This is a genomic window from Streptomyces sp. CB09001 (assembly GCF_003369795.1).
Classification (GTDB): domain Bacteria; phylum Actinomycetota; class Actinomycetes; order Streptomycetales; family Streptomycetaceae; genus Streptomyces.
Map to the genome: position 1 here is coordinate 1863983 of NZ_CP026730.1, position 21645 is coordinate 1885627.

Consider the following 21645-nt stretch of genomic DNA (forward strand, 5'->3'; position numbering starts at 1 on the left):
GACTCGAATGAACGTGCCCCCGATCCTCACGGGAGAACCGGTTACCCCACGGTACAGATGACGATTGCCCCCGCGAGGTACACGATGGGGAACCGGCGGGGGAATCGGCGCAGAAACCCGGGAAGAACCGGAGAGAACCCGGGAAGAAACCCGGAAAGACGGCCCTCTGACAGCGAAGGAACAGCGTGGCTTCCGCATCCGATCGCAGTGATCGCAGTCCGATCATCATTGGCGGCCTTCCCAGTCAGGTTCCTGACTTCGACCCCGAGGAAACCCAGGAGTGGCTGGACTCGCTCGACGCCGCCGTCGACGAGCGCGGCCGGGAGCGGGCCCGCTACCTGATGCTGCGGCTGATCGAGCGGGCCCGCGAGAAGCGCGTGGCCGTGCCCGAGATGCGCAGCACGGACTACGTCAACACCATCCCGACCAAGAGCGAGCCGTTCTTCCCCGGCAACGAGGAGATCGAACGCAAGATCCTCAACGCCACCCGCTGGAACGCGGCGGTGATGGTCTCGCGCGCGCAGCGGCCCGGGATCGGCGTCGGCGGTCACATCGCGACCTTCGCCTCCTCCGCCTCCCTGTACGACGTGGGCTTCAACCACTTCTTCCGGGGCAAGGACGAGGGCGACGGCGGCGACCAGGTCTTCTTCCAGGGGCACGCCTCGCCGGGCATCTACGCGCGCGCGTACCTGCTCGACCGGCTCAGCGAGGAGCACCTCGACGGCTTCCGCCAGGAGAAGTCCAAGGCGCCGCACGCGCTGTCCTCGTACCCGCATCCGCGGTCGATGCCGGACTTCTGGGAGTTCCCGACGGTCTCGATGGGCCTCGGCCCGATCGGCGCGATCTTCCAGGCGCGGATGAACCGCTACATGCACGCGCGCGGGATCGCCGACACCTCCAAGTCGCACGTGTGGGCCTTCCTCGGCGACGGCGAGATGGACGAGCCGGAGTCGCTGGGCCAGTTGTCCATCGCCGCCCGGGAGGGCCTGGACAACCTGACCTTCGTGGTCAACTGCAACCTCCAGCGCCTCGACGGCCCGGTACGCGGCAACGGCAAGATCATCCAGGAGCTGGAGTCGGTCTTCCGGGGCGCCGGCTGGAACGTGATCAAGCTGGTCTGGGACCGCACCTGGGACCCGCTGCTGGCCCAGGACCGCGACGGCGTGCTGGTCAACCGCATGAACACGACGCCGGACGGCCAGTTCCAGACGTACGCCACCGAGTCCGGCGCCTACATCCGCGACCACTTCTTCGGCGACGACCACCGGCTGCGCGCGATGGTCGAGAACATGACCGACGACCAGATCCTGCACCTGGGCCGCGGCGGCCACGACCACCGCAAGATCTACGCGGCGTACAAGGCGGCGCTGGAGCACGAGGGCCAGCCGACGGTCGTCCTGGCCAAGACGATCAAGGGCTGGACGCTGGGCCCGAACTTCGAGGGCCGCAACGCCACGCACCAGATGAAGAAGCTGACGGTCGACGACCTCAAGCGCTTCCGCGACCGGCTGCACCTGCCGATCTCCGACAAGGAGCTGGAGTCCGGCCCGCCGCCGTACTACCACCCGGGCCGGGAGACCGAGGAGATGCAGTACATGCACGACCGGCGCCTGGGCTGCGGCGGGTACGTGCCGACCCGGGTCGTGCGGTCGAAGCCGCTCGCGCTGCCGGACGACAAGACGTACGCGACCGTGAAGAAGGGCTCGGGTCAGCAGTCCATCGCGACGACGATGGCCTTTGTGCGCCTGCTGAAGGACCTCATGCGGGACAAGGAGATCGGCAAGCGGTTCGTGCTGATCGCGCCGGACGAGTACCGCACGTTCGGCATGGACTCCTTCTTCCCGAGCGCGAAGATCTACAACCCGCTCGGCCAGCAGTACGAGTCGGTGGACCGCGATCTGCTGCTCGCCTACAAGGAGGCGCCGAACGGGCAGATGCTGCACGACGGCATCTCCGAGGCCGGCTGCACGGCCTCGCTGATCGCGGCGGGCTCGGCGTACGCCACGCACGGCGAACCGCTCATCCCGGTGTACGTCTTCTACTCGATGTTCGGTTTCCAGCGCACCGGCGACCAGTTCTGGCAGATGGGTGACCAGTTGGCGCGCGGTTTCGTACTGGGCGCGACTGCCGGCCGTACGACGCTGACCGGTGAGGGTCTCCAGCACGCGGACGGACACTCGCAGTTGCTGGCGTCGACCAACCCGGCCTGCGTGGCCTACGACCCCGCCTTCGGGTTCGAGATCGCGCACATCGTCAAGGACGGGCTGCGCCGGATGTACGGCGGCGACGAACAGCACCCGCACGGCGAGGACGTCTTCTACTACCTCACCGTCTACAACGAGCCCATCCGGCACCCGGCCGAGCCCGAGAACGTGGACGTCGAGGGCATCCTCAAGGGCGTGTACCGCTTCAGCGAGGGCACCGGCGGCTCGATCCCGGCGCAGATCATGGCGTCCGGCGTCGCGATGCCGTGGGCCGTGGAGGCGCAGCGCATCCTCGCCGAGGAGTGGAACGTGCGCGCCGACGTCTGGTCGGCGACCTCCTGGAACGAGCTGCGGCGCGAGGCCGTGGCCTGCGAGGAGCACAACCTGCTGCATCCCGAGGAGGAGCAGCGGGTGCCGTGGGTGACGCGGAAGCTGGCGGGGGCTCAGGGGCCGTTCGTGGCGGTCTCCGACTGGATGCGGTCGGTGCCGGACCAGATCGCGCGGTGGGTGCCGGGGACGTACCAGTCGCTGGGCGCGGACGGGTTCGGCTTCGCGGACACGCGGGGGGCGGCGCGGCGGTTCTTCCACATCGACGCGGAGTCGATCGTGGTGGGCGTGCTGGGCGAGCTGGCCCGGGAGGGGAAGGTCGACCGGTCGGTGCTGAAGCAGGCGATCGACCGGTACCGGCTGCTCGACGTGGCCGCGGCGGACCCGGGGGTGGCAGGCGGGGACGCGTAGGACGCACCCCGGCCGGGTGGCACACGGCTCACCCCCGCCCGTAACGGGCGGGGGCGGGAACATCCGGGCGAAGGGTGACGCCGGGGCCGAGCACGATCCCCGGCACCAAGAGGCCGGTGACCGCGCAGACGACTCCGGCGACTGCGAGCGTCGCGCGATCCTGCCCGGTCCATGACCACGTCCGGCCACGTGAGCGGGGGCACCTGCGCGACCCCTGTCCAAGGCTCGCCGTCAACGCCCTGAACTCCTTGTGGAGTTCGAGTACCCCGGCGCGGAGTGTCATGCCTGCCTCGAACGCGCTGCCTGCGCGCCGCCCCCCTCCGGCAGCGCGCCGCAGCCGCACGCCCTCCGTGCCCTGCGGAGGACTTGACCCACTGTGACCTGCGAGGTCCGGCGGAGGGGCGGGTTCTCGGCCCCGTCACCCTGATGGACGAAAACGGGGGACGGGACCGACGAACTCCGCGGGCCGGATCAGATGTGGCCGACGCCCGCGCCCGCCTCCGCGTTCTCACCGCGCTTGGTGAGGAAGGCGACGAACACCGCCACGACCGCGACCCCGGCGGCGACCAGCGAGGCCAGGCTCATGCCGGAGATGAAGGTGTCGTGGGCGACGTCCGCGATCTTCCCGGCGACCTCGGCGGGAGTGCCCGGCGCCACCGGCGGGACACCGACCCGGACCGCCTCGGAGGCGCCGTCCGCCTGCTCCGGCGTCAGCTCGGGCAGGCCCGCGTCCGCCCAGTTGCCCGGGAGGTCGCTGTCGACCTTGGAGGCCATCACGGCGCCCAGCACGGCCGTGCCGAGGCTGCCGCCGATCTGCATCGCCGCCTGCTGGAGACCGCCGGCCACGCCCGAGAGCTCCATCGGCGCGTTGCCGACGATGACCTCGGTGGCGCCGACCATGACGGGCGCCAGGCCGAGGCCGAGCAGGGCGAACCAGATCGACATCAGACCGCTGCCGGTGTCCGTCTCCAGGGTGGAGATGCCGAACATGGCGACGGCGGTGCACACCATGCCGCCGGCCAGCGGGATGCGCGGGCCGACCTTGGTGATCATCGCGCCGGCCAGCGGCGAGGCGACGATCATCATGCCGGTGAGCGGCAGCAGGTGCAGACCGGCGTCGATCGGGCTCATGCCGTGGACGTTCTGCAGGTAGAAGGTGACGAAGAACAGGCCGCCCATGAAGGCGATGGCCATCAGCACCATCAGGACCACACCGGCCGACAGCGGCACCGAGCGGAACATCGCCAGTGGGATCAGCGGCTCCTTCACCTTGGTCTCCCACACGGAGAACAGGACGAAGCCCACCACAGAGCCGACGATGTACGTCCAGGTCTGGCCGGAGCCCCAGCCCCACTCGGGAGCCTTGATCAGCGCCCAGACTAGGGCGAACATCGAGGCCGACAGCAGCACGATGCCCACGACGTCGAAGGAGCGCGGCGCGTTCTCGGCCCGGTGGTCCAGCAGGATCATGACGCCGAGCACGACGGCGACGATGCCCACCGGCACGTTGATGAAGAACACGGACTGCCAGCTGACGTGCTCGACCAGCACGCCGCCGAGGATCGGGCCGCCCGCGGTGGAGGCGCCGATGACCATGCCCCAGATGCCGATGGCCATGTTGAGCTTCTCGGCCGGGAAGGTGGCCCGCAGCAGGCCGAGCGCGGCCGGCATCAGCAGCGCGCCGAACAGGCCCTGGAAGACCCGGAAGACGATGACCGCGGCGATGCTGCCGGAGAGGCCGATGGCGCCGGAGGAGGCCGCGAAGCCCGCCACGCCGATGAGGAAGGTCTGCCGGTGGCCGAAGCGGTCACCGAGCTTGCCCGCGGTGATCAGGGCGACCGCGAGCGCGAGGAAGTAGGCGTTGGTGATCCACTGGACGTCCGCGAGGCTGGCGTCCAGGTCGTCCTGGATGGCCGGGTTGGCGATCGCCACGATGGTGCCGTCGAGGGCCACCATCATGACCCCGACCGCGACGGTGACGAGGGTGACCCACGGATGGCCGCGCCATCCCTTGGCGGGCGGTGAATCCGTCGGTGCTCCGTCACCCGGCCCCGGCTTGCCGAGCGTGGTCTGACTAGTCATACCGCTGAGGCTAATGACAGCCTCTGACAGTTGACAAACCAATTCACGAGACAGTAACTGACAAGACATCCCCCATTAGCCTGAACAGGGGAAACCGTACGAAGGAGAGAACTTTTGAAGGTGGCCGGCACGTCGGCGCCCCCGGAGACCGCACCAGCGGTCTCCCGTCCTGGCCTGCGCGAACTCAAGAAACAGCGCACCCGGGACCTGCTGCTGCGCTCCGCCCTCGAACTGTTCACCGAGCGCGGTTACGAGGAGACGACCGTCGACGACATCGCCGAGGCCGCCGACGTCTCGCAGCGCACCTTCTTCCGGTACTTCGCCTCCAAGGAGGACGCGGCCTTCTTCGTGGCACGGCTCGCGGAGTCGCACTTCGTCGAGGCCGTACTCGCCCGCCCGGCCGAGGAGGCGCCCCTGGACGCGCTGCGTCTGGCGCTCGCGGAGAGCTGGAGCACCATCGGCGAGGCCGTCGAACAGCTGGTCCCGCTCGAGCTGCACATGCGCTTCTACCGGGTGATCGAGTCGACACCCGCGCTGCTCGCCGCCCACCTGCGGCGCGCGACGGAGCTGGAGGAGGAGATCGCCCGGGTCGTCGCCGTCCGCGAGGGCCTGGACATGGACGCGGACCCGCGGCCCCGCGTGGTCGTGGCCGTCTTCGGAGCCGTGATGCGGGTCACCGAGAGGATCTGGTCGGCGCGCGACGACGCGAGCCTGGCGGCCCTGCGGGACCTGACGGCCGATTACCTCGACCAGGTGGCGCCCGCGCTCACCGGGACCTGGCGCCGCGCCGAAACGTGATCCGTGTCACTGGATTCACGCGAGACCGGCCCGTTCTCCTAGTGTGTCCTCCCAGTGACTTCCTTCGACACCTCCCCACAGCTGAACGTCTGGCGCGTACTGCTCGCCCTGGCCGTGGTGTTCGTGATGCTGGCGACCACCGGCTGGACCGCCCTGCGCGACCAGCGGGGCCCCACCGCCCTCGAAGCGTCCGTCACGGCCTGGGAGCACGGCCGGATCGACGGACGGCGACTGCCCGACGCCCGGGCGACGCCCGCGCGGCTGGCCCGCTTCTTCGCCTCGCTCACCTCATGGCAGCGCACCAGCCTGGCCCACCGGTATCCCCTGGCCGTCGGCAACATGAACGGCGCCCCCGTCCAACTGCGCTACCTCGCCAACCGCTCCGCGCTGCAGAGGGCGCGGTCGGTGGAGCGGGAGCGCACGCACGACAAGCGCCTGTCCCCGGCCGGGCAGCGCGAGGCCGGCCGACGGATGCACAACTACGAGGCGCTGCTCGACCCCGGCCGGCACATCCTCGCCTTCGACCCGGCGGGCTCGGGCAGGGTCGCCGAGGTCTTCGGGAACCTGGACCGCGCCGACCGCGTGTCCGTCGTCGTGCCCGGCGTGGACACCGAGCTGCTCACCTTCCAGCGCACCGACCGCAAGAAGTACGCGGCACCCGTCGGCATGGCCAGGTCGCTGTACGCGGCCGAGCGTGCGGCGAGCCCCGGCACCGGCACGGCCGTGATCGCCTGGGCCGACTACACCTCGCCCAGCGGCCTCGGCATGGAGGCGGCCACCGCGAACCGCGCCGCGCACGGGGCCGTACGGCTGAACGCGCTGCTGCGCGCGCTGCCCGGCAGGGCCCCCGTCTCCCTCTTCTGCCACAGCTACGGCTCGGTGGTGTGCGGCCTCGCCGCCGAGACGCTGCCCGGCCGGGTGACCGACATAGCGGTGGCCGGCAGTCCCGGCATGCGCGCCGAGAACGCCTCCCACCTGGACACCTCCGCCCGCGTGTGGGCGATGCGGGACGCCGACGACTGGATCCAGGACGTGCCGTACCTGGAGGTCGGCGGCCTCGGGCACGGCGCCGATCCGGTGTCCGCCGATTTCGGGGCGCGGGTGCTGTCCGCACGGGACGCCGAGGGTCACGGCGGCTACTTCGTGCCCGGCACGGACAGCCTGCGGAACTTCGCGGGGATCGGGGTTGGCGCATACCGCACGGTCGCCTGCGCCGACGAAGACGACACATGCCGGGCGGGTTTGTCCGCGGCTACGGCGGCCGGACGCGCGTAGAGGCGCAGAAACTCCGGTTTGCGCGGGGAGGGGACGGGAAGGCTCGTGCCGCATACGATGAGCCGCATGGGTGACGTACTGGCCGGATTTCATGCCGCCTGGGAGTTCGAGTCCGACTCCGTGCTCATCCGCTACGAACGGGGGATTCGAACACCCAAGCTGTTCCAGGCCCTGGGGGAACGCCGGGTGCCCCTGGAGGCGATCGAGGGCGTGACGCTCACGCCCGGCAGGCGCGGCACCGTCGTGCTGCGCGTCGAACCGCGCGCGGGCGCCGATCCCCTGATCGAGGCGGCGGCCGGACAGCTGAAGGAGGGCGGCGACCCCTACCGGCTGGTGCTGCCCGCCGAACGGGAGACGCTCGCGGAGTACTACGCCGACGAGCTGCGGGAGCTGCTGACCGAGTCCGGCAGGACCGAGCGCTACCTGGTGGCCCCGCCCGAGGCACCGCTGCACTTCAAGGCGTACGACGGGAAGGCGTCCTTCGACGGGAAGGCCGTGTCCTTCCGGTGGTCCTGGACGGGCGCGTCCTCGGCGAAGTGGAAGGCCGGCGACCAGAGCTTCCCGGTCGCCGACCTGGGCGGGGTGGAGTGGCGCTCCCCCGAGATGTTCGAGGGGTACCTGCGGCTGCTGCCGCGCGACGCCGACGCGTCGGCGGCCGGCGCGGCCGCGGGAGCCGCGGGGGCTGCGGGGGCCGTCCCCCAGGCCGACCAGGATCCGGCGGCCGTCGTGTTCGGGCTGGGGTACGGGCCGGTGCACGAGTCGCTGCCGTTCGCGGCGGCGGTGCTGGCGGCGGTGCGGGAACGGGGCGCGAGCGCCCCGGTGCCGATTACCGTGCCGGCGCCTCGGCGGGACCCGGCCGACATCGCCGAGCGGATCCGGCACCTCGGGGAGCTGCACCAGCAGGGGCTGGTGACGGACGAGGAGTTCTCCTCGAAGAAGGCGGAGTTGCTGGCGGAGCTTTGACGCGTCTGCCGGGTGGGGTTTCGTTTTCGGCTCCAGCCCGGTGGTGGGTTGCTCGCGCAGTTCCCCGCGCCCCTGAGGGGCGCGCCCCTTGGGGCGCTTCTCTACTCCCGTCCGGCTGAGGCGAACGTCATGTCCGCGTAGCGGTCGCCCGCGACCTTCTCCGCGATCGGCTCCAGCTGGGACAGCTCGGCCTCCGTCAGGACGAGCCGGGTCGCCGCCGTGTTCTCCGCCACCCGTGCCGGCTTCCGGGTGCCCGGGATCGGGATCACCGGCAGGCCGTGGACCTGGGCCCGCTGCTGGACCCAGGCCAGGGCGATCTGGCCGAGGGTGGCCTCGTGGGCCTCGGCGAGGGCACGGACCGGGGTGAGGAGGGCCGCGTTGGCCGCCGCGTTGTCGCCGGTGAACCGGGGCTGCTGACGGCGGAAGTCACCGTCCGTGAGGTCCTGGTCGGCGTTGGCGAAGGAGCCGGTGAGGAAGCCCCGGCCGAGCGGGGAGTACGGGACGAGGGTCACGCCCAGTTCGCGGGCGGCCGGTACCACGCCCGCCTCGATGTCCCGGCTGAACAGCGACCACTCCGACTGCACGGCGGCGATGGGGTGCACCGTCTGCGCGGCCCGCAGTTCGTCCCCCGTCACCTCGCTCAGCCCGAGCTGCTTGACCTTGCCCTCGCGGACGAGGTCGGCCATGACGCCGACGGTCTCCTCGATCGGCACGTTCACGTCGCGGCGGTGCATGTAGTAGAGGTCGATCACGTCGAGGTCCAGGCGGCGCAGGCTCGCCTCGACGGCCTCGCGGATGTACGGCGCGTCGTTGCGGATGATCCTCTTGGTCGGCTCGTCCGGCGGGATCGTCAGGGCGAACTTGGTCGCGACGACGACCTCGTCGCGGTGGGCCTTGAAGAAGGGCGCGAGGAACCGCTCGTTCTCGCCGGCGCCGTACGCGTCGGCGGTGTCGTAGAGCGTCACGCCCAGCTCCAGCGCCCGTTCCAGGGTGGCGCGGGAGGCCTCGGCGTCCGAGGGGCCGTATCCGAAGCTCATGCCCATGCAGCCGAGGCCCTGGGCGCCCACCTCCGGACCGCCCGTGCCGAGCCGTGCCGTCGGGATCCTGCTGTCGGTCATCGGTTCCTCTCCCCTTCACGGGCACGTCCGGCGTCCCCGTAGAAACTGATCTTGCGGTCGAGTACGGCGACGGTGTCCTGGAGTTCGGCGATCCGCGTCAGCACGTCGCGCCGGGTGGACTCCAGCAGTTCCCGCCGGTCGAGGTAGGTGCTCTCGCCCTCGCGCACCATCTCGGCGTACCGCACCATGTCGGCGACCGGCATGCCCGTCATCCGCAGCTTGCCGACGAAGTCGAGCCAGTCCAGGTCGCGGTTGCTGTAGCGGCGCTGCCCGGTGTGCGAGCGGTCGATGTGGGACATCAGGCCGATCCGCTCGTACCAGCGCAGCGTGTGGGCCGTCAGGCCGGTGAACGCGACGACCTCGCTGATGGTGTAGCGGTCCTGCCCGTCGGGGCGCGGGTGGCGCGGGGGCGGGGCGGAGCAGATGTCCGTTCCGCCGGCGTTGCTGGTGGCACTGCCGGTGGCGTTGCTGGTGGCGTTCGACACGAGGGTCCCGGCCGTGGTCTGCATCACCGTCATGCCCCAACGCTATGACCTTCGAGTGCACTCCAGGCAAGCGGCCCCGGTGAGAATCCGGCGGTGGGAAATGCGCAGGACACACGCCCCGGCCGGTCACTAACGTGCGGGCATGAGTCTCGTACGCCGTGCCGTGGCCGAGGACGTGGGGGAAGTACTCCGTCTGCGTCAGGTGATGATCGATTCGCTGGGCCGGGCGCCGGCACCCACCGACTGGCACGCCGAGTCCCTGCCGACGCTGCGGGCGAGGCTCGCCGACCCGGACGGGGCGTTCGCGGCGTTCGTCGTCGAGCACCCGGAGCGGCCCGGGGCGCTGGCGGCGCTGGTGGCCGGCACGCTGGAGTACCGGATCGGGAGGGCCGGCAATCCGCACGGGCTGATCGGCTACGTCTTCAGTGTGGCGACGGACCCGGAGGCCAGGCGCCGGGGGTACGCCCGCGCCTGTATGGAGGAGCTGCTCCAGTGGTTCCGCGAGCGGGGCGCCGGGTACGTCATGCTGACCGCCTCCGCGGACGCCGAGCCCCTGTACGCGTCGATGGGCTTCACCCGGGACCCGGACCCCTCGATGCGGCTGTACCTGTGAGCCGCTTAGGCTCGGTGCCATGTCCCTGAAGAGCCTCGCGTCGATCGAGAACTGGCCGGTCCCCACCGCCGCGGCGGGCGTCGTACGGGCCGACGGCACCTTCCTCGGCACCCACGGCCCGGCCGCGCACCGCTTCCCGCTCGCCTCGGTCACCAAGCTGCTGGCGGCGTACGCGGCGCTGGTGGCGTACGAGGAGGGCGCGATCGAGCTGGACGAGCCCGCCGGTCCGCCCGGGGCGACGGTCCGCCACCTGCTCGCCCACACCTCGGGCCTGGCCTTCGACGAGCACCGGGTGACGGCCCCGCCCGGGGACCGCCGGCTGTACTCCAACGCCGGTTTCGAGCAGCTCGGCGACCACATCGCGAAGGCGGCGGACATGCCGTTCGCCGAGTACGCGCGGCAGGCGGTGCTGGAGCCGCTGGGCATGACGTCCACCTCACTGGCGGGCTCCCCCGCGAAGGACGGCGTGTCCACGGTGGACGACCTGCTCCGCTTCGCCGCCGAGGTCCAGGCACCGCGCCTGCTGGACCCGCGGACGGTCGCCGAGGCGATGACGGTCCAGTACCCGGGCACGAAGGGCGTGCTGCCGGGCTACGGCCACCAGAACCCCAACGACTGGGGCCTCGGCTTCGAGATCCGCGACGGCAAGTCCCCGCACTGGACGGGCTCCGCCTCCTCCCCGCGCGCCTTCGGCCACTTCGGCCAGTCCGGCACGTTCCTGTGGATCGACCCGGACGCCGCCCTGTCCTGCGTGTCCCTCACCGACCGCGCCTTCGGCCCCTGGGCGGTCGAGGCGTGGCCGCCCTTCACTGACGGGGTGCTGGCGGAGGCACGGGGCTGACGCGCCATACCGGGCCGGACAGGCAACACTCGGCACGGTGCCAGCTCTTAACGTCCGCCGCCTGCGGGCCGGTTACGTGATTCACACCACAACACCGTGACGGGCTGCGTACGCTCGACTACGCACGGAAGTGAACGCCGCGAGGTGTTGCCGTCCGCAGTCCCCGCAGTCCCGGAGTGAGGTGCCGCAGTGGCCAACATCCAGTCCCTCGACCCGACCGCCTCCCCACTCGACTACTACGGCTGGGAGCTGCGCCGCCAGCGCGAGGCCCATGGCCTCAGGCAGGGCCAGCTCGGCGACATCATCTTCTGCACCGGCTCCCTGGTCGGCCAGATCGAGACCACGAAGAAGGTCCCGACGCGGGACTTCTCCGAGCGGGTGGACGCCGCGCTGGGCACGGACGGCCTGTTCTCCCGGCTGATCGGACTCGTCCTGCGCAGCCAACTCCCCACGTGGTTCCAGCCGTACGCGGAGATGGAGGCGAAAGCGGCGTACATCTCGACGTACCAGGCACAGCTGGTCTACGGGCTGCTGCAGACGGAGGAGTACGCGCGGGCGGTGCTCGGCGTCGAGGGCGGCAACGTGGACGAGATGGTCGCCGCCCGGCTGGAACGCCAGCGCATCCTCCAGCGAGACCAGCCTCCCGCGCTGTGGGTCATCCTGGACGAGGCGGCACTGCTGCGCGAGATCGGTGGGCCTGAGGTCATGCGCGACCAGCTCGCCCACTTGCTGGGCTTCACGGCTGCCCCCTGGGTTCAGATCCAGGTCCTGCCGCTTGCGGCGGGCCAACACACGGGCATGATGAGTACGTTCAATCTGCTGAGGTTCGACACCGACCCCGATCTCTTCTACATGGACGGCTACGACCGTGGGCACATGACCGCCAGTCCGGACGTGATCAAGGAACGCTCATTCGGCTACGCTCGGCTGCAAGCCTCAGCCCTCTCCCCCGAGGACTCGGCGAGACTGATCACCCGCGTGATGGAGGAACGCTATGCGGTCCCGCACACTGAGTAACGTTGAGTGGCGCAAGTCCAGTTACAGCGGAAGCAACGGCGGCGACTGCGTCGAAGTCGCCGAGAACCGCCCTACCGGCACCGTCCCCGTGCGCGACAGCAAGAACCCGGCCGGTCCGGTCGTCACCCTCGGCGCACACGCTTGGCAGGCGTTCGTCGACGGCCTGCGGTAGTCCGGACGGTACCTGTCGGCCGACGGGTACCGAGAGGCGAATTCGGGTCAACCTCCATCAGTCGAATCCACCGACCGGGACAGCATCCCCCCAGGTGACACACAGAATCCACGCGTAATCGCCACCACTTCTCCACAATTGCGTTTCAGCCGGACGCCGTTCGCGATCTTGTGACGTGATCATGGCGCATGCCTACAGTGACCCGGCGTGCCGGGTGGGGAGCCTCCTCTTCCGGTGCGCGGTCACAGGACGGCCGTGGACTGCCGCAGGCGTGGTGACGGGTTTCGTCGTGCCTTCCGTTCCTTCGTCCGGGGCGTCTTCGTCCGTCTCCGTCATCGACGAAGGATGCTCCTGTGCGTCTCAGACGTCCCCGCAGACCATCTGACGACCCGCCCGGCAGATCCGGTGCCCGACAACTGCGTGTCGCCTCCGCGCCCCTCATACCCCTAACGGTGATCGGCGCCGTGGTCGCCGGACTCATCGGCCCCGAACCCCCTTCCGACGGCCCTCTGCCCGGCACCAGTGCCGTCGCCGACAGCTACGACGGTTTCGACGCCGACGCCGCCGAGCAACTGCGGCAGGACCAGTGTCTGATGGCCGGTGCGCTGCGGCTCGGCGGCCGGGAAATGGGCGACGTCGCCCAGGCAGCCCTGAACCAGACTCCCGAACAACTGCACGTCGCAGCAGACCAGGAGTACTGGAACGACACCCCCCTGGCGTTGGCCTACGTCAAGGACAGGGAGCTCATCGACCAGGAGAGCGCGACGCTGGGCCCACGCGTGCAGGCCTGGCAGGACACGCTGTCCGGTCTCTCGACTCCCGGCGGCTTCAAATCCGTGACCGACTTCAGTTGGCCGCCCGGCTCCGGCGGCGGTGCTGACTTCTTCGACCAAGTCGGCTACTCGACATGGCTCGGAGAGCAGTGGTGGAAGGAGGAGGCCCGCTTCTACGAGGATCCCTCCGCCAAGGCCGACGAGGCGACCGTCAAGGCGGTCACGGACCTGGGCACCCCGCTCTACGGCAACGCCGTGCACGACCCCTCGATGTCGTCGGAGGAGTGGGCACTGGCCGTCGAGCAGGAACATGCCTTCGACGATCTGCTCACCGGTGACCTCTTCTCCGGCATGCGCGAGGACGACGCCCGGATGTTCCTGTCCGTCGGCGGTTTCCCCAGTTCCGCTCCGGAGCCCGGAAGTCTCGCGTTCCGTCTGGCTGTCGAGGACTTGAAGACACGGTTCGCGGCCTGCACATGGACCAATCCGATCGACCCCGGCAGGGTCCTCGGCCAGGAAGTGGCGACGGCATCGGTGGAGTGGCAGCGGGAAGTCGCCGAGCAGGCCATTCCGCGCAACCAGATCATCGACGCCAACCGGGACGCGACGAAGGCGTTGGCCACGGGCGCGAAGGCGCTGGGCGAGATGCTGGGCCAGTCCTGGACCGCCGACCACCTCGCGCGCTGGCAGGACTACTGGTCGCCGGGTGGAGCGGGCTGGATCGGGGACAGCCCGATGATCGTCCACATCCACGCCGCCTCCGACAAGTGCCTGGAGGTCGCGGGCAACTCTAAGGCCGACGGCGCCGTGGTGCAGATGTACACCTGCAACGGCGGCGCCAACCAGAAGTGGCGGGTCGACGGCGACTCGCTGGTGAATGTCAACTCCGGCAAGTGCCTGGACGTGAACCGCGACGGGACGGCCGACGGCACCCGCATCCAGCAGTGGACGTGCAAGCAGAACGGTGCCCAGGGCTGGGAGTTCACCCCCAACCGCACCACCCAACTGCGGAACACGGGCAGCGGCAAATGCCTGGACCTGCACACCTACGCCAACAGCCAGGACGCGTGGCTGTGGCAGTGCAACGGCACCGACCCACAGAAATTCGACATCGTGGCGTCCGGGCACAACGGTACGGACGCTCTGGACTATCCGACATCCGGTCAGTTCACCCAGGCGACCAAGGGCATCACGAAAGCCCGCGCGAAGGCCACCGAGCAGCTTGCCGTGATCAGGCGGCAGGCCCAGATCGCCGGCATGGCAGCGGCGGACTCCGACGGATCTCTGAACACCGCTTACGGCATCGCCGACAGCATGGGTGCGCCCCGGGGCCGGGCCCTGCTCGTCGGCCAGCAGAAGGACCAGGTCACCAAGGCGTCCTCCGCCGCGCTGAACGCGATGATCAAGGCCGGTGAAACGGCGTTGGCCGCCACCAAGGCCTCCGCCGGTGACAGCGCGACGATCGCCGCGCGGGCAGTGACGCAGGCGGCCGGTACCCAGGCTGCCTTCCGTACCGCCGCCGCCCGGGCGGCCAAGGAACAGGCGAAGGCCGCAGCCGACGCCGCCGCCGTCCAGGCGAGCAACGCCAAGGCCGCCCGCGACACCGCGAAGGCCAAACTCACCGAGACGCAGAACGCCGAGGCCGACGCGAAGGCCGCCGCGGCCACGGCCCACGCCAAGAGACTCGCCGCGGAGAAGGAGGAGGCCACCGCCAAGGCCGAGAAGGAGACCGCGGCGCAGAAGCAGGCCGAGGCCGCGGAGCACAAGACCAAGGCCCAGCAGCGCGCGACCGAGGCCAAGGACGCCAAGGAACGGGCGGAGACCGCCGACACCACCGCCACCGAGAAGCGCAAGGGTGCGGAGGCTGCCCGGGACAAGGCCAAGTCTCTCCGCGACGACGCCTGGGACGCCGAGCAGAAGGCCAACGCCGCCCGGGCCAAGCAGACGCCAAGGAGGCCTACGCCCAGGCGTCCGCGTCCGAGGACAATGCGCAGGAGGCCCGGAAGGCCGCCGACGACGCCGATGCGGCCGCCGACGACGCGGAGACGGCGGCCGTCGCCGCGCGTTCCGAGGCGGACAAGGCGACCCAGGCCGCAGCCGATGCCGACGCGGCGGCCAACCGGGCGGAGGCGGCAGCCAAGCGGGCCCGGGCCGACTCCGACGCCGCCCAGGCCGCCAAGCTGACGGCGGACGCCGCGGTGAGGACCGCGACCAGTGCGGCGGCGGATGCCATCAAGGCGTCCAAGGCCGCCGCGACGGCGGCGCGTACGGCGGTGGAGCTGGCCGACGACGCCGAGCAGCACGCCGCCGACGCCAAGAAGGAGGCGGACGCGGCCAAGGCCGAGGCGGTCACCGCGCTCGCCGGTGCCAACGAGTCCACGGGCTACGCCTACACCACCGCGCAGGCCGCGGTGGACGCCGGCAACTCGGCCGCGCAGGTCGCCGCACCGGCCAACGACGCCATCCAGCTCGGATCGCCGTATGTCACCACCGACTCGGCCGCCGGACTCGCCGTGCTGACCGGACAGTCGTCGAAGACGATCGCCGAACAGCAGCAGGCCGTCGCCGAGGCGCACGCGCAGAACGCGGAGGAGTCGGCCGCCCAGGCGCAGAGCGTGGCCAACGCGGCAAGCGGTGACGCCAAGGCCGCCTACACACTGGCCGCCGAAGCCCTCGGCTACGCGGCGGACGCGCGCAACTCCGCCAAGGAAGCCTTGGGGTACTCGGCAGAAGCAGCCTCGTACGCGACCCAGGCCGCACAGTCACTCACCCGCACCATCGCCTACGACACCCAGGCCACCAAGGACGCGGCAGCGGCCGACAGCGCGGCCGGACGGGCCGAGGGCCACGCGGAGGACGCCCGCGACTCCGCCGATGCCGCAGCCCTGGACGCCGAGGCCGCCCGCAGTGCTGCGGACACGGCGGAACAGGCGGCCAAGGACGCCCGGGACGCCGCCGACCACGCCGCCACCGAGGCCGCGGCGGCGGAGGAGGCCGCCAAGGACGCCCAGAAGTACGCCGAATCGGCTCAGCAGGCAGCCGAGCAGGCCGAGAAGGAAGCGAACGCAGAACAGATCGACAAGGGAACGGTGGTCGACCAGACCGGAGCTCCCATCGGCGACGTGTTCTACGTGGTCGACCACATCGAGAAGATCGGCGAACCGGAGGTCGTGAAGCAGTCGGACGGCTGCGAGGGCTGGATCGACGAGCTCTTCTACAACGGCGACTGCACCATGACCACGAAGCTCCGCTACAAGGAGGTCGTCGACCTCTATCTGTGCACGGCGGAGGACCTGGACACCACGCAGTACATGTGCCCGTCCGGGGCGACGCTCTACCTCGGCGAGTACACCTCCGACGAACTGTCCACCGAGGTCACCCACACCATCACGATCGCCGAGTACCAGAAGGGCGTCGACCCGGTCGACATCCTCTTCGGCAGCTGGATCAAATGCGCCCAGAAGATCGCCCCGGGCGGCGCGAGCGGCAGCTGGGGCGGCTGCGCCTGGGCGGGCGTAGATGTCGCGAGCTTGTTCGCGGGCAAGCTCATCCGACCCATCGCGGATGCCGTCAAAGCATTCGACGCCGCCGCACGAACCGGCATCGGCTTCGCCGACGCCTACAAGGCCCTTCGCACACTCTCTCTTCCTGCGGACGCGGCTCTCCACATAGGAGTCAAGGGACTCGACGGATTCGTCAAGACCTGCACCAGGGCGCGTGTGAAACTGACCGCACGGGCTTCCGCAGCCGTCGGTGGATGCCCCGTAGGACTGATCGCCTACAATTCCGACGAGCTAAGCGGCATGGCGTACGCCTTCAGGCAGGAATCCGGGTACTACGGGGCTTCCCACAACGTCGCCGTGGCGAAGGTACCCGGATGGAACGACCCTAAGACCGGTGACCTCGTCGTCGGGAACAGTAAATTCGCCGGACACTCCGAAACTGAAATTCTGGACAAACTGAGAGCGAAGGGGTTCGACCCCGAGGACATCACCGCCCTGTACACAGAACGACAGCCCTGCAAGGATTGCGCCAATGAATTGCTTGGCGCTCTCAAGGCAGGTACCCCTGTCACGTGGTCGGTTCCCTATGATCCCGTTTTCGGAAGCGGGGCGAAACAACTGCTGGCGGAATACATCAGACGGGCTGGCGGAGGGCGTGCGGTACGCTCCCTGACAGGCGACCAGCACATGGAGGAGTGAGGGGATCATGGCCAAGTACGACTTCGACCTGCCTCCGAAAGCCTCGCCCGAAGTCATCGCTGAGCGCGAAGGACTGGCCGATGAGGTGTGCCGGGAACTGGAACGGGCCGGGCTCCCAGTACACCGAGGGAGCCTCGAGGCCGGACAGCACAGCAGACCTGGCGCGGATGTACATGTCGATGTCTTCGAGGACGGCGGTGTGTACGTCGATTGGAACTCCGCCGACGAACTCAGGGACACCGCTCTCCAACTGTTTGAGAAAGGAATCGACTTCACGAATCCGCCCCGAGTTGTCGTCCACCACAAGAATGTCCACGACCACATGCAGAGCGCCCTTCTCGGAATCCTCGTATCGGCGGGATTCCAAGTCGAAGAGGCAGACCGCTTCACTCACGGAACCGCAGTCCTTGTAAAGGAACGGCTGGACTGATCCATCCGTTTGTGAGCCTCGCCGAAGCCGGGTTGCGCCGGCTTCGACGAGGCCTGCCGCATTAGCGAGCCGTCATCTCCGACACCAGTCAAGTTCGGGTTCAGACAGGGCAGGCGTAATGAGTTACCATCTGAGTCTCTACAGTTTTATGAACGGTGAGTTGACCACGCCCGACGTAAGTACTGTCCAGGCTGTCCTCTCGCCCGTCCGTGTCGGGCAGGTAGGAACGAGCGGCGGCTCCACGGAGTACTGGATCCGGGCCACTGACGGCAGCGAAGCCGAGGTGGGCGTCCACGAGGAGTTCATCAGCGTGGAGAATCCGCAGTCCGGTGACGTTTGGAAGATCGTCACAGAACTGACGGACCGGCTCGGCGCAGGAATCCTCATTCCCAACGGCGTGTTCCTCTGCCCGGAGAACATGCGTGCACACCTGCCCGAGGGGATGGAGGACGACTCCGTCTTCGTTCCCGCGATCACCTTGGCCGCCTTCGAGAGGGCAGCAGGGTCCCTTGCATGATCGACGTCTGTCCGGATTCATCCGGTGATGCCGAGGGCTGCCAGGGGCCTTCGCCAGTCGCGAGCGGTGTGACGCAGGGCGGCGGCGATGTTGGTGTGACCGTCCTGACGGTGGACGCCGATGGCGAGGTTGCGCAGGCCGGCCATGATGCGCGGGAGATTGCCGGCATGGATTTTGGAGTCGTCCTCGCGGAATGTGCGGTCGCGGACGTGGTGCAGAAGATTTTCGATCTTCCAGTGCCCTCTGATCCAGTCGGCGAGCTGGGCGCCGGTAGCCGCGCCGGGCGGCAGGCTGGTGATCAGGTAGACGCGCTCGATGGTGAGCTTGCCGGTAGTGAAGTCCTTCCTCCAGCGCACGACTTGCAGCGCCTGGCGTGCGTCGGGGTAGTCGAGGTGGGCGAAGGCGGCGGTCTTCAGCCGCCGGATCTCCAGGCGGTGGTGGGCCCGGGCGCGGTCGTAGTGGTCGAGCGTGATCTCGCGCCAGGGCAGGCGGCGGACGCGGTCGAACAGACCGGGATGGTTGGCCTTGACCTGGGCAATGTAGTGGGCACCGCGCTCGCGGAGGTAGGTGCCGTGAGCGTGCTGGGTGTGCAGCGCGTCGGCGGTGATGACCGTGCCGGTCAGGTCGACGCCGTCCAGCAGAGGCCGGAAAGCGGGAATCTCGTTGCTCTTGTCGGCGACCTGCCGCTGGGCCAGGACGTGACCGGTGTGGTCCATCGCGGCGAGCAGGGTGACATGCCCGGTGACCTGGGTGCGCGAGCCGCGCAGGGCCTTGCCGTCAACAGCGATCGCCCGCAGTCCGGGGCCGGCCGGAGTGGCGCGGGCGGTGAGGAAGTCGCCGATTGCCCGGTCCAGAGCGTCGCCGTCGAGCTGGACGAGCAGACGGCGCAGGGTGTGGGGGTGCGGGACGGACACGGCGCCGGAGAACGGGTCGGTGGGGAAGCCGAGAACCCGGCAGGCCCACGCAGGGACGTCGCTGATCCACTCCGTGATCGCGGTGAGCGAGCGGGCACCGGCCAGGACACTCGCCGCAGCCGCGGCGACCAGAGCCGACAACCGGTAGCGGCGGCCACGGACGCCTCGCGGGTCGGGCACCAGATCCAGGAAGCCGGACAGTGCGACCGCGTCCGCCAGCGGGACCGGCGCGGCAGTCCGGCCCAGTTGGGCCAGCGCGGTGGGCATGGGAGAAAATGCAGGAGCAGGCACGGACTCGCCAGGTGTTCATGGGACTTCGACACTCACATGATCACTGAGACCGTGCCTGCACTGCGTCCGCACCCGCCCGAACCGGGATGTCCCCTCCAAGGACGGGCGAGCACGGCACTCCGGACGAAACGTGATCACGCAACGGCCCCTGGAGAGGGCAGCGGGTCCATTCACGCACCCACCGACCTGACCGCTGACAGGCCCCGCCGAAGCCGCCCTGTGCGGCTTCGGCGGGGCCTGCTGCCGTGTCATCGCCCCGCCATCTCCCACACCAGCACCTCCGCGTCCGTCACCGCCACCGCGTCCATCCCGTCCGCGTCCGTGACGCGGGCCGCGTCGCCCGGTCCCAACCGCTCGCTGTCCAGGTCGACCTCGCCCCGCACCACGTGCACGTACACGTACGCCCCGTCCGGTACCGCCGTCCGCTCCCCCGGGACCAGGCGGCGTACGTGGAGCATCGCGCCAGCCTCCGGGACGGCGTACGGGGTGGAGTCCGCGATGCCCCGGACGATCTCGTAGGCGGGGTCGCCGCCGGGGTCCAGCGGGGCCAGCCACATCTGGACGAAGGTGAGGGGGACGGCGGCGTCGTTGCGCTCGACGTGCCGGACGCCGGCCGCCGAACTGAGGCGTTGCACGTCCCCGGCGCGGACCACCGTCTCGTGGCCGGCGCTGTCGCGGTGGGTCAGTTCGCCCTCCACGACCCAGGTGACGATCTCGGTGTGGCTGTGCGGGTGCTCGTCGAAGCCGGCGCCGGGGGCGAGCCGCTCCTCGTTGCAGGCCAGCAGGGCGCCGAAGCGGAGGTTGTCGGGGTCGTAGTGGGGGCCGAAGGAGAAGGCGTGGCGGGAGGTGATCCCGGCTGCCGGATCACCGCCCGGGTAGCGCTCGTCGGCGCGGCGTACGTCCATCACGTCGTTCACGGTAGCCCCGGCGGCACACCCGCCCGGCCCGATAAGGCAGTCTTGTCCCCGTGCCCGAACCCGAAACCGGTAAGCCCGACGCCCCCGCCCAGCCCGCCCACCCGCATACCGCGACCCTGAAGCGGCTGGAGCAGTCCTCCGGTTCGCTCGCCGCGCAGGCCATCGCGCGCATGGACGAGACGCTGCCGTGGTACCGGGCCATGCCACCGGAGAACCGTTCCTGGATCGGGCTGGTCGCCCAGGCCGGCATCGCCGCGTTCACCGAGTGGTTCCGGCAGCCGGACGCGCCCCAGGCCATCTCCACCGACGTCTTCGGGACCGCGCCGCGCGAGCTGACCCGGGCGATCACGCTGCGGCAGACCGTGGAGATGGTGCGCACGACGATCGAGGTGATGGAGTCCGCGATCGACGAGGTGGCGGCTCCCGGCGACGAGTCGGTGCTGCGCGAGGCGCTGCTCGTGTACGCCCGGGAGATCGCGTTCGCGACCGCCCAGGTGTACGCGCAGGCCGCCGAGGCACGCGGTGCCTGGGACGCGCGCCTGGAGTCGCTGGTGGTGAACGCCGTGCTCAGCGGCGAGGCCGACGAAGGGGCCGTGTCCCGGGCCGCCGCCCTCGGGTGGAACTCGCCCGAACACGTCTGTGTCGTGCTGGGCACCGCGCCCGACGGGGACTCCGAGCTGACCGTGGAGGCCATCCGGCGGGCGGCCCGGCACGCCAAGCTCCAGGTGCTGACCGGGGTGCTCGGGGACCGGCTCGTGGTGATCGCCGGGGGCCGCAACGATCCGCTGGCGGTGGCGAAGTCGCTGATCGGGCCGTTCGCGCAGGGTGCGGTCGTGGCCGGGCCCGTGGTGCCGGACCTGCTGGCCGCGACCCGGTCCGCGCAGGCCGCCGCGGCCGGGCTGAAGGCGTGCACCGCCTGGCAGGACGCGCCGCGTCCGGTGCTCGCCGACGATCTCCTGCCGGAGCGCGCGATCGCCTCCGACCCCTCGGCCCGTGACCAACTGGTGGAGGAGATCTACAGACCGTTGGAGGAAGCGGGGGCGGCGCTTCTTGAGACGCTCAGCGTCTATCTCGAACAGGCGAGCAGTCTGGAGGGCGCCGCCCGGATGCTCTTCGTTCACCCGAACACCGTGCGCTACCGGCTCCGACGTGTGACTGACGTCACCGGATGGTCACCCTCTGATGTACGGTCTGCGTTCACACTGCGGATCGCGCTCATCCTGGGGCGTCTGGCCGACGGAGATCCGCAGCTCTAAGGTTTTGTGCAGGGTCCACAAAACCCGCTCCTGTTCTTC

Annotated in this window: 18 protein-coding genes and 1 pseudogene; 13 read left to right on the forward strand and 6 right to left on the reverse strand. The window is 70.0% G+C overall.

The genetic code is table 11. The annotated features are described in order from the left end of the window. Positions 1-185 precede the first annotated feature (185 nt). Positions 186-2942 carry a pyruvate dehydrogenase (acetyl-transferring), homodimeric type gene (aceE, locus tag C4J65_RS08760; RefSeq protein WP_115741896.1) on the forward strand — a complete coding sequence of 919 codons (2757 nt, stop codon included), beginning with the start codon at positions 186-188 and terminating at the stop codon, positions 2940-2942. Between the two features lie 82 nt (positions 2943-3024). Here the strand turns inward: aceE and C4J65_RS36520 are convergent. Continuing rightward, a pseudogene (locus C4J65_RS36520) lies at positions 3025-3177 on the reverse strand (small hydrophobic protein); the annotation flags it as partial. Positions 3178-3413: 236 nt separating this feature from the next. Further along, positions 3414-5024: an MFS transporter gene (locus C4J65_RS08770; RefSeq protein ID WP_115741897.1), complete on the reverse strand. Its 1611-nt coding sequence runs from the start codon at positions 5022-5024 to the stop codon at positions 3414-3416. A gap of 114 nt (positions 5025-5138) precedes the next feature. Between C4J65_RS08770 and C4J65_RS08775 the strand changes: the two genes are divergently transcribed. From C4J65_RS08775 to C4J65_RS08785, 3 genes are all read left to right on the forward strand, one after another. Next, a complete protein-coding gene (locus tag C4J65_RS08775) occupies positions 5139-5822 on the forward strand; it encodes a TetR family transcriptional regulator (protein WP_115741898.1) in 684 nt (227 codons plus the stop codon). A 54-nt stretch (positions 5823-5876) separates the two neighbouring features. Next, on the forward strand, positions 5877-7097 hold the full coding sequence (locus C4J65_RS08780) for an alpha/beta hydrolase family protein (protein ID WP_115741899.1): 1221 nt from the start codon (positions 5877-5879) through the stop codon (positions 7095-7097). A gap of 66 nt (positions 7098-7163) precedes the next feature. Next, positions 7164-8060 (forward strand): DUF4429 domain-containing protein, encoded by an 897-nt coding sequence (locus C4J65_RS08785; RefSeq protein ID WP_115741900.1) that lies wholly within the window; start codon positions 7164-7166, stop codon positions 8058-8060. A gap of 101 nt (positions 8061-8161) precedes the next feature. On the opposite strand, the gene C4J65_RS08790 is transcribed toward C4J65_RS08785, so the two are convergent. Both C4J65_RS08790 and C4J65_RS08795 read right to left on the reverse strand, forming a co-directional pair. Further along, complete coding sequence (locus tag C4J65_RS08790) at positions 8162-9178, reverse strand: aldo/keto reductase (protein ID WP_115741901.1); 1017 nt, start codon at positions 9176-9178, stop codon at positions 8162-8164. Then, positions 9175-9696 carry a MerR family transcriptional regulator gene (locus C4J65_RS08795; protein WP_205350975.1) on the reverse strand — a complete coding sequence of 174 codons (522 nt, stop codon included), beginning with the start codon at positions 9694-9696 and terminating at the stop codon, positions 9175-9177. Before C4J65_RS08795 ends, C4J65_RS08790 begins: the two co-directional genes overlap by 4 nt. Before the next feature lie 109 nt (positions 9697-9805). Between C4J65_RS08795 and C4J65_RS08800 the strand changes: the two genes are divergently transcribed. The 8 genes from C4J65_RS08800 (at position 9806) to C4J65_RS08830 (ending at position 18228) form a co-directional block, all read left to right on the forward strand. Next, a complete protein-coding gene (locus C4J65_RS08800) occupies positions 9806-10276 on the forward strand; it encodes a GNAT family N-acetyltransferase (RefSeq protein WP_115741902.1) in 471 nt (156 codons plus the stop codon). Between the two features lie 19 nt (positions 10277-10295). Beyond that, positions 10296-11117 (forward strand): serine hydrolase domain-containing protein, encoded by an 822-nt coding sequence (locus C4J65_RS08805; RefSeq protein WP_115741903.1) that lies wholly within the window; start codon positions 10296-10298, stop codon positions 11115-11117. A 189-nt stretch (positions 11118-11306) separates the two neighbouring features. After that, on the forward strand, positions 11307-12134 hold the full coding sequence (locus C4J65_RS08810) for a helix-turn-helix transcriptional regulator (protein WP_115741904.1): 828 nt from the start codon (positions 11307-11309) through the stop codon (positions 12132-12134). Continuing rightward, on the forward strand, positions 12112-12306 hold the full coding sequence (locus tag C4J65_RS08815) for a DUF397 domain-containing protein (RefSeq protein WP_115741905.1): 195 nt from the start codon (positions 12112-12114) through the stop codon (positions 12304-12306). The genes C4J65_RS08810 and C4J65_RS08815 overlap by 23 nt, the downstream gene beginning before the upstream one ends. A gap of 452 nt (positions 12307-12758) precedes the next feature. Next, positions 12759-15263 (forward strand): RICIN domain-containing protein, encoded by a 2505-nt coding sequence (locus C4J65_RS36525; protein ID WP_240330389.1) that lies wholly within the window; start codon positions 12759-12761, stop codon positions 15261-15263. A gap of 14 nt (positions 15264-15277) precedes the next feature. Next, positions 15278-17281, forward strand: coding sequence for a nucleic acid/nucleotide deaminase domain-containing protein (locus C4J65_RS36530; protein WP_240330390.1), 2004 nt, complete (start codon positions 15278-15280; stop codon positions 17279-17281). A 7-nt stretch (positions 17282-17288) separates the two neighbouring features. Further along, positions 17289-17711, forward strand: a complete 423-nt coding sequence (locus C4J65_RS08825; RefSeq protein ID WP_115741906.1) for a hypothetical protein — start codon at positions 17289-17291, stop codon at positions 17709-17711. A gap of 118 nt (positions 17712-17829) precedes the next feature. Then, positions 17830-18228: a hypothetical protein gene (locus C4J65_RS08830; protein ID WP_115741907.1), complete on the forward strand. Its 399-nt coding sequence runs from the start codon at positions 17830-17832 to the stop codon at positions 18226-18228. Positions 18229-18245: 17 nt separating this feature from the next. On the opposite strand, the gene C4J65_RS08835 is transcribed toward C4J65_RS08830, so the two are convergent. Both C4J65_RS08835 and C4J65_RS08840 read right to left on the reverse strand, forming a co-directional pair. After that, on the reverse strand, positions 18246-19409 hold the full coding sequence (locus C4J65_RS08835) for an ISAs1 family transposase (protein ID WP_115741908.1): 1164 nt from the start codon (positions 19407-19409) through the stop codon (positions 18246-18248). A 272-nt stretch (positions 19410-19681) separates the two neighbouring features. After that, positions 19682-20338, reverse strand: coding sequence for a pirin family protein (locus tag C4J65_RS08840; RefSeq protein ID WP_115746358.1), 657 nt, complete (start codon positions 20336-20338; stop codon positions 19682-19684). A gap of 62 nt (positions 20339-20400) precedes the next feature. On the opposite strand from C4J65_RS08840, the gene fasR reads away from it, so the two are divergent. Then, positions 20401-21606, forward strand: a complete 1206-nt coding sequence (gene fasR / locus C4J65_RS08845; protein WP_115741909.1) for a fatty acid biosynthesis transcriptional regulator FasR — start codon at positions 20401-20403, stop codon at positions 21604-21606. Positions 21607-21645 lie beyond the last annotated feature (39 nt).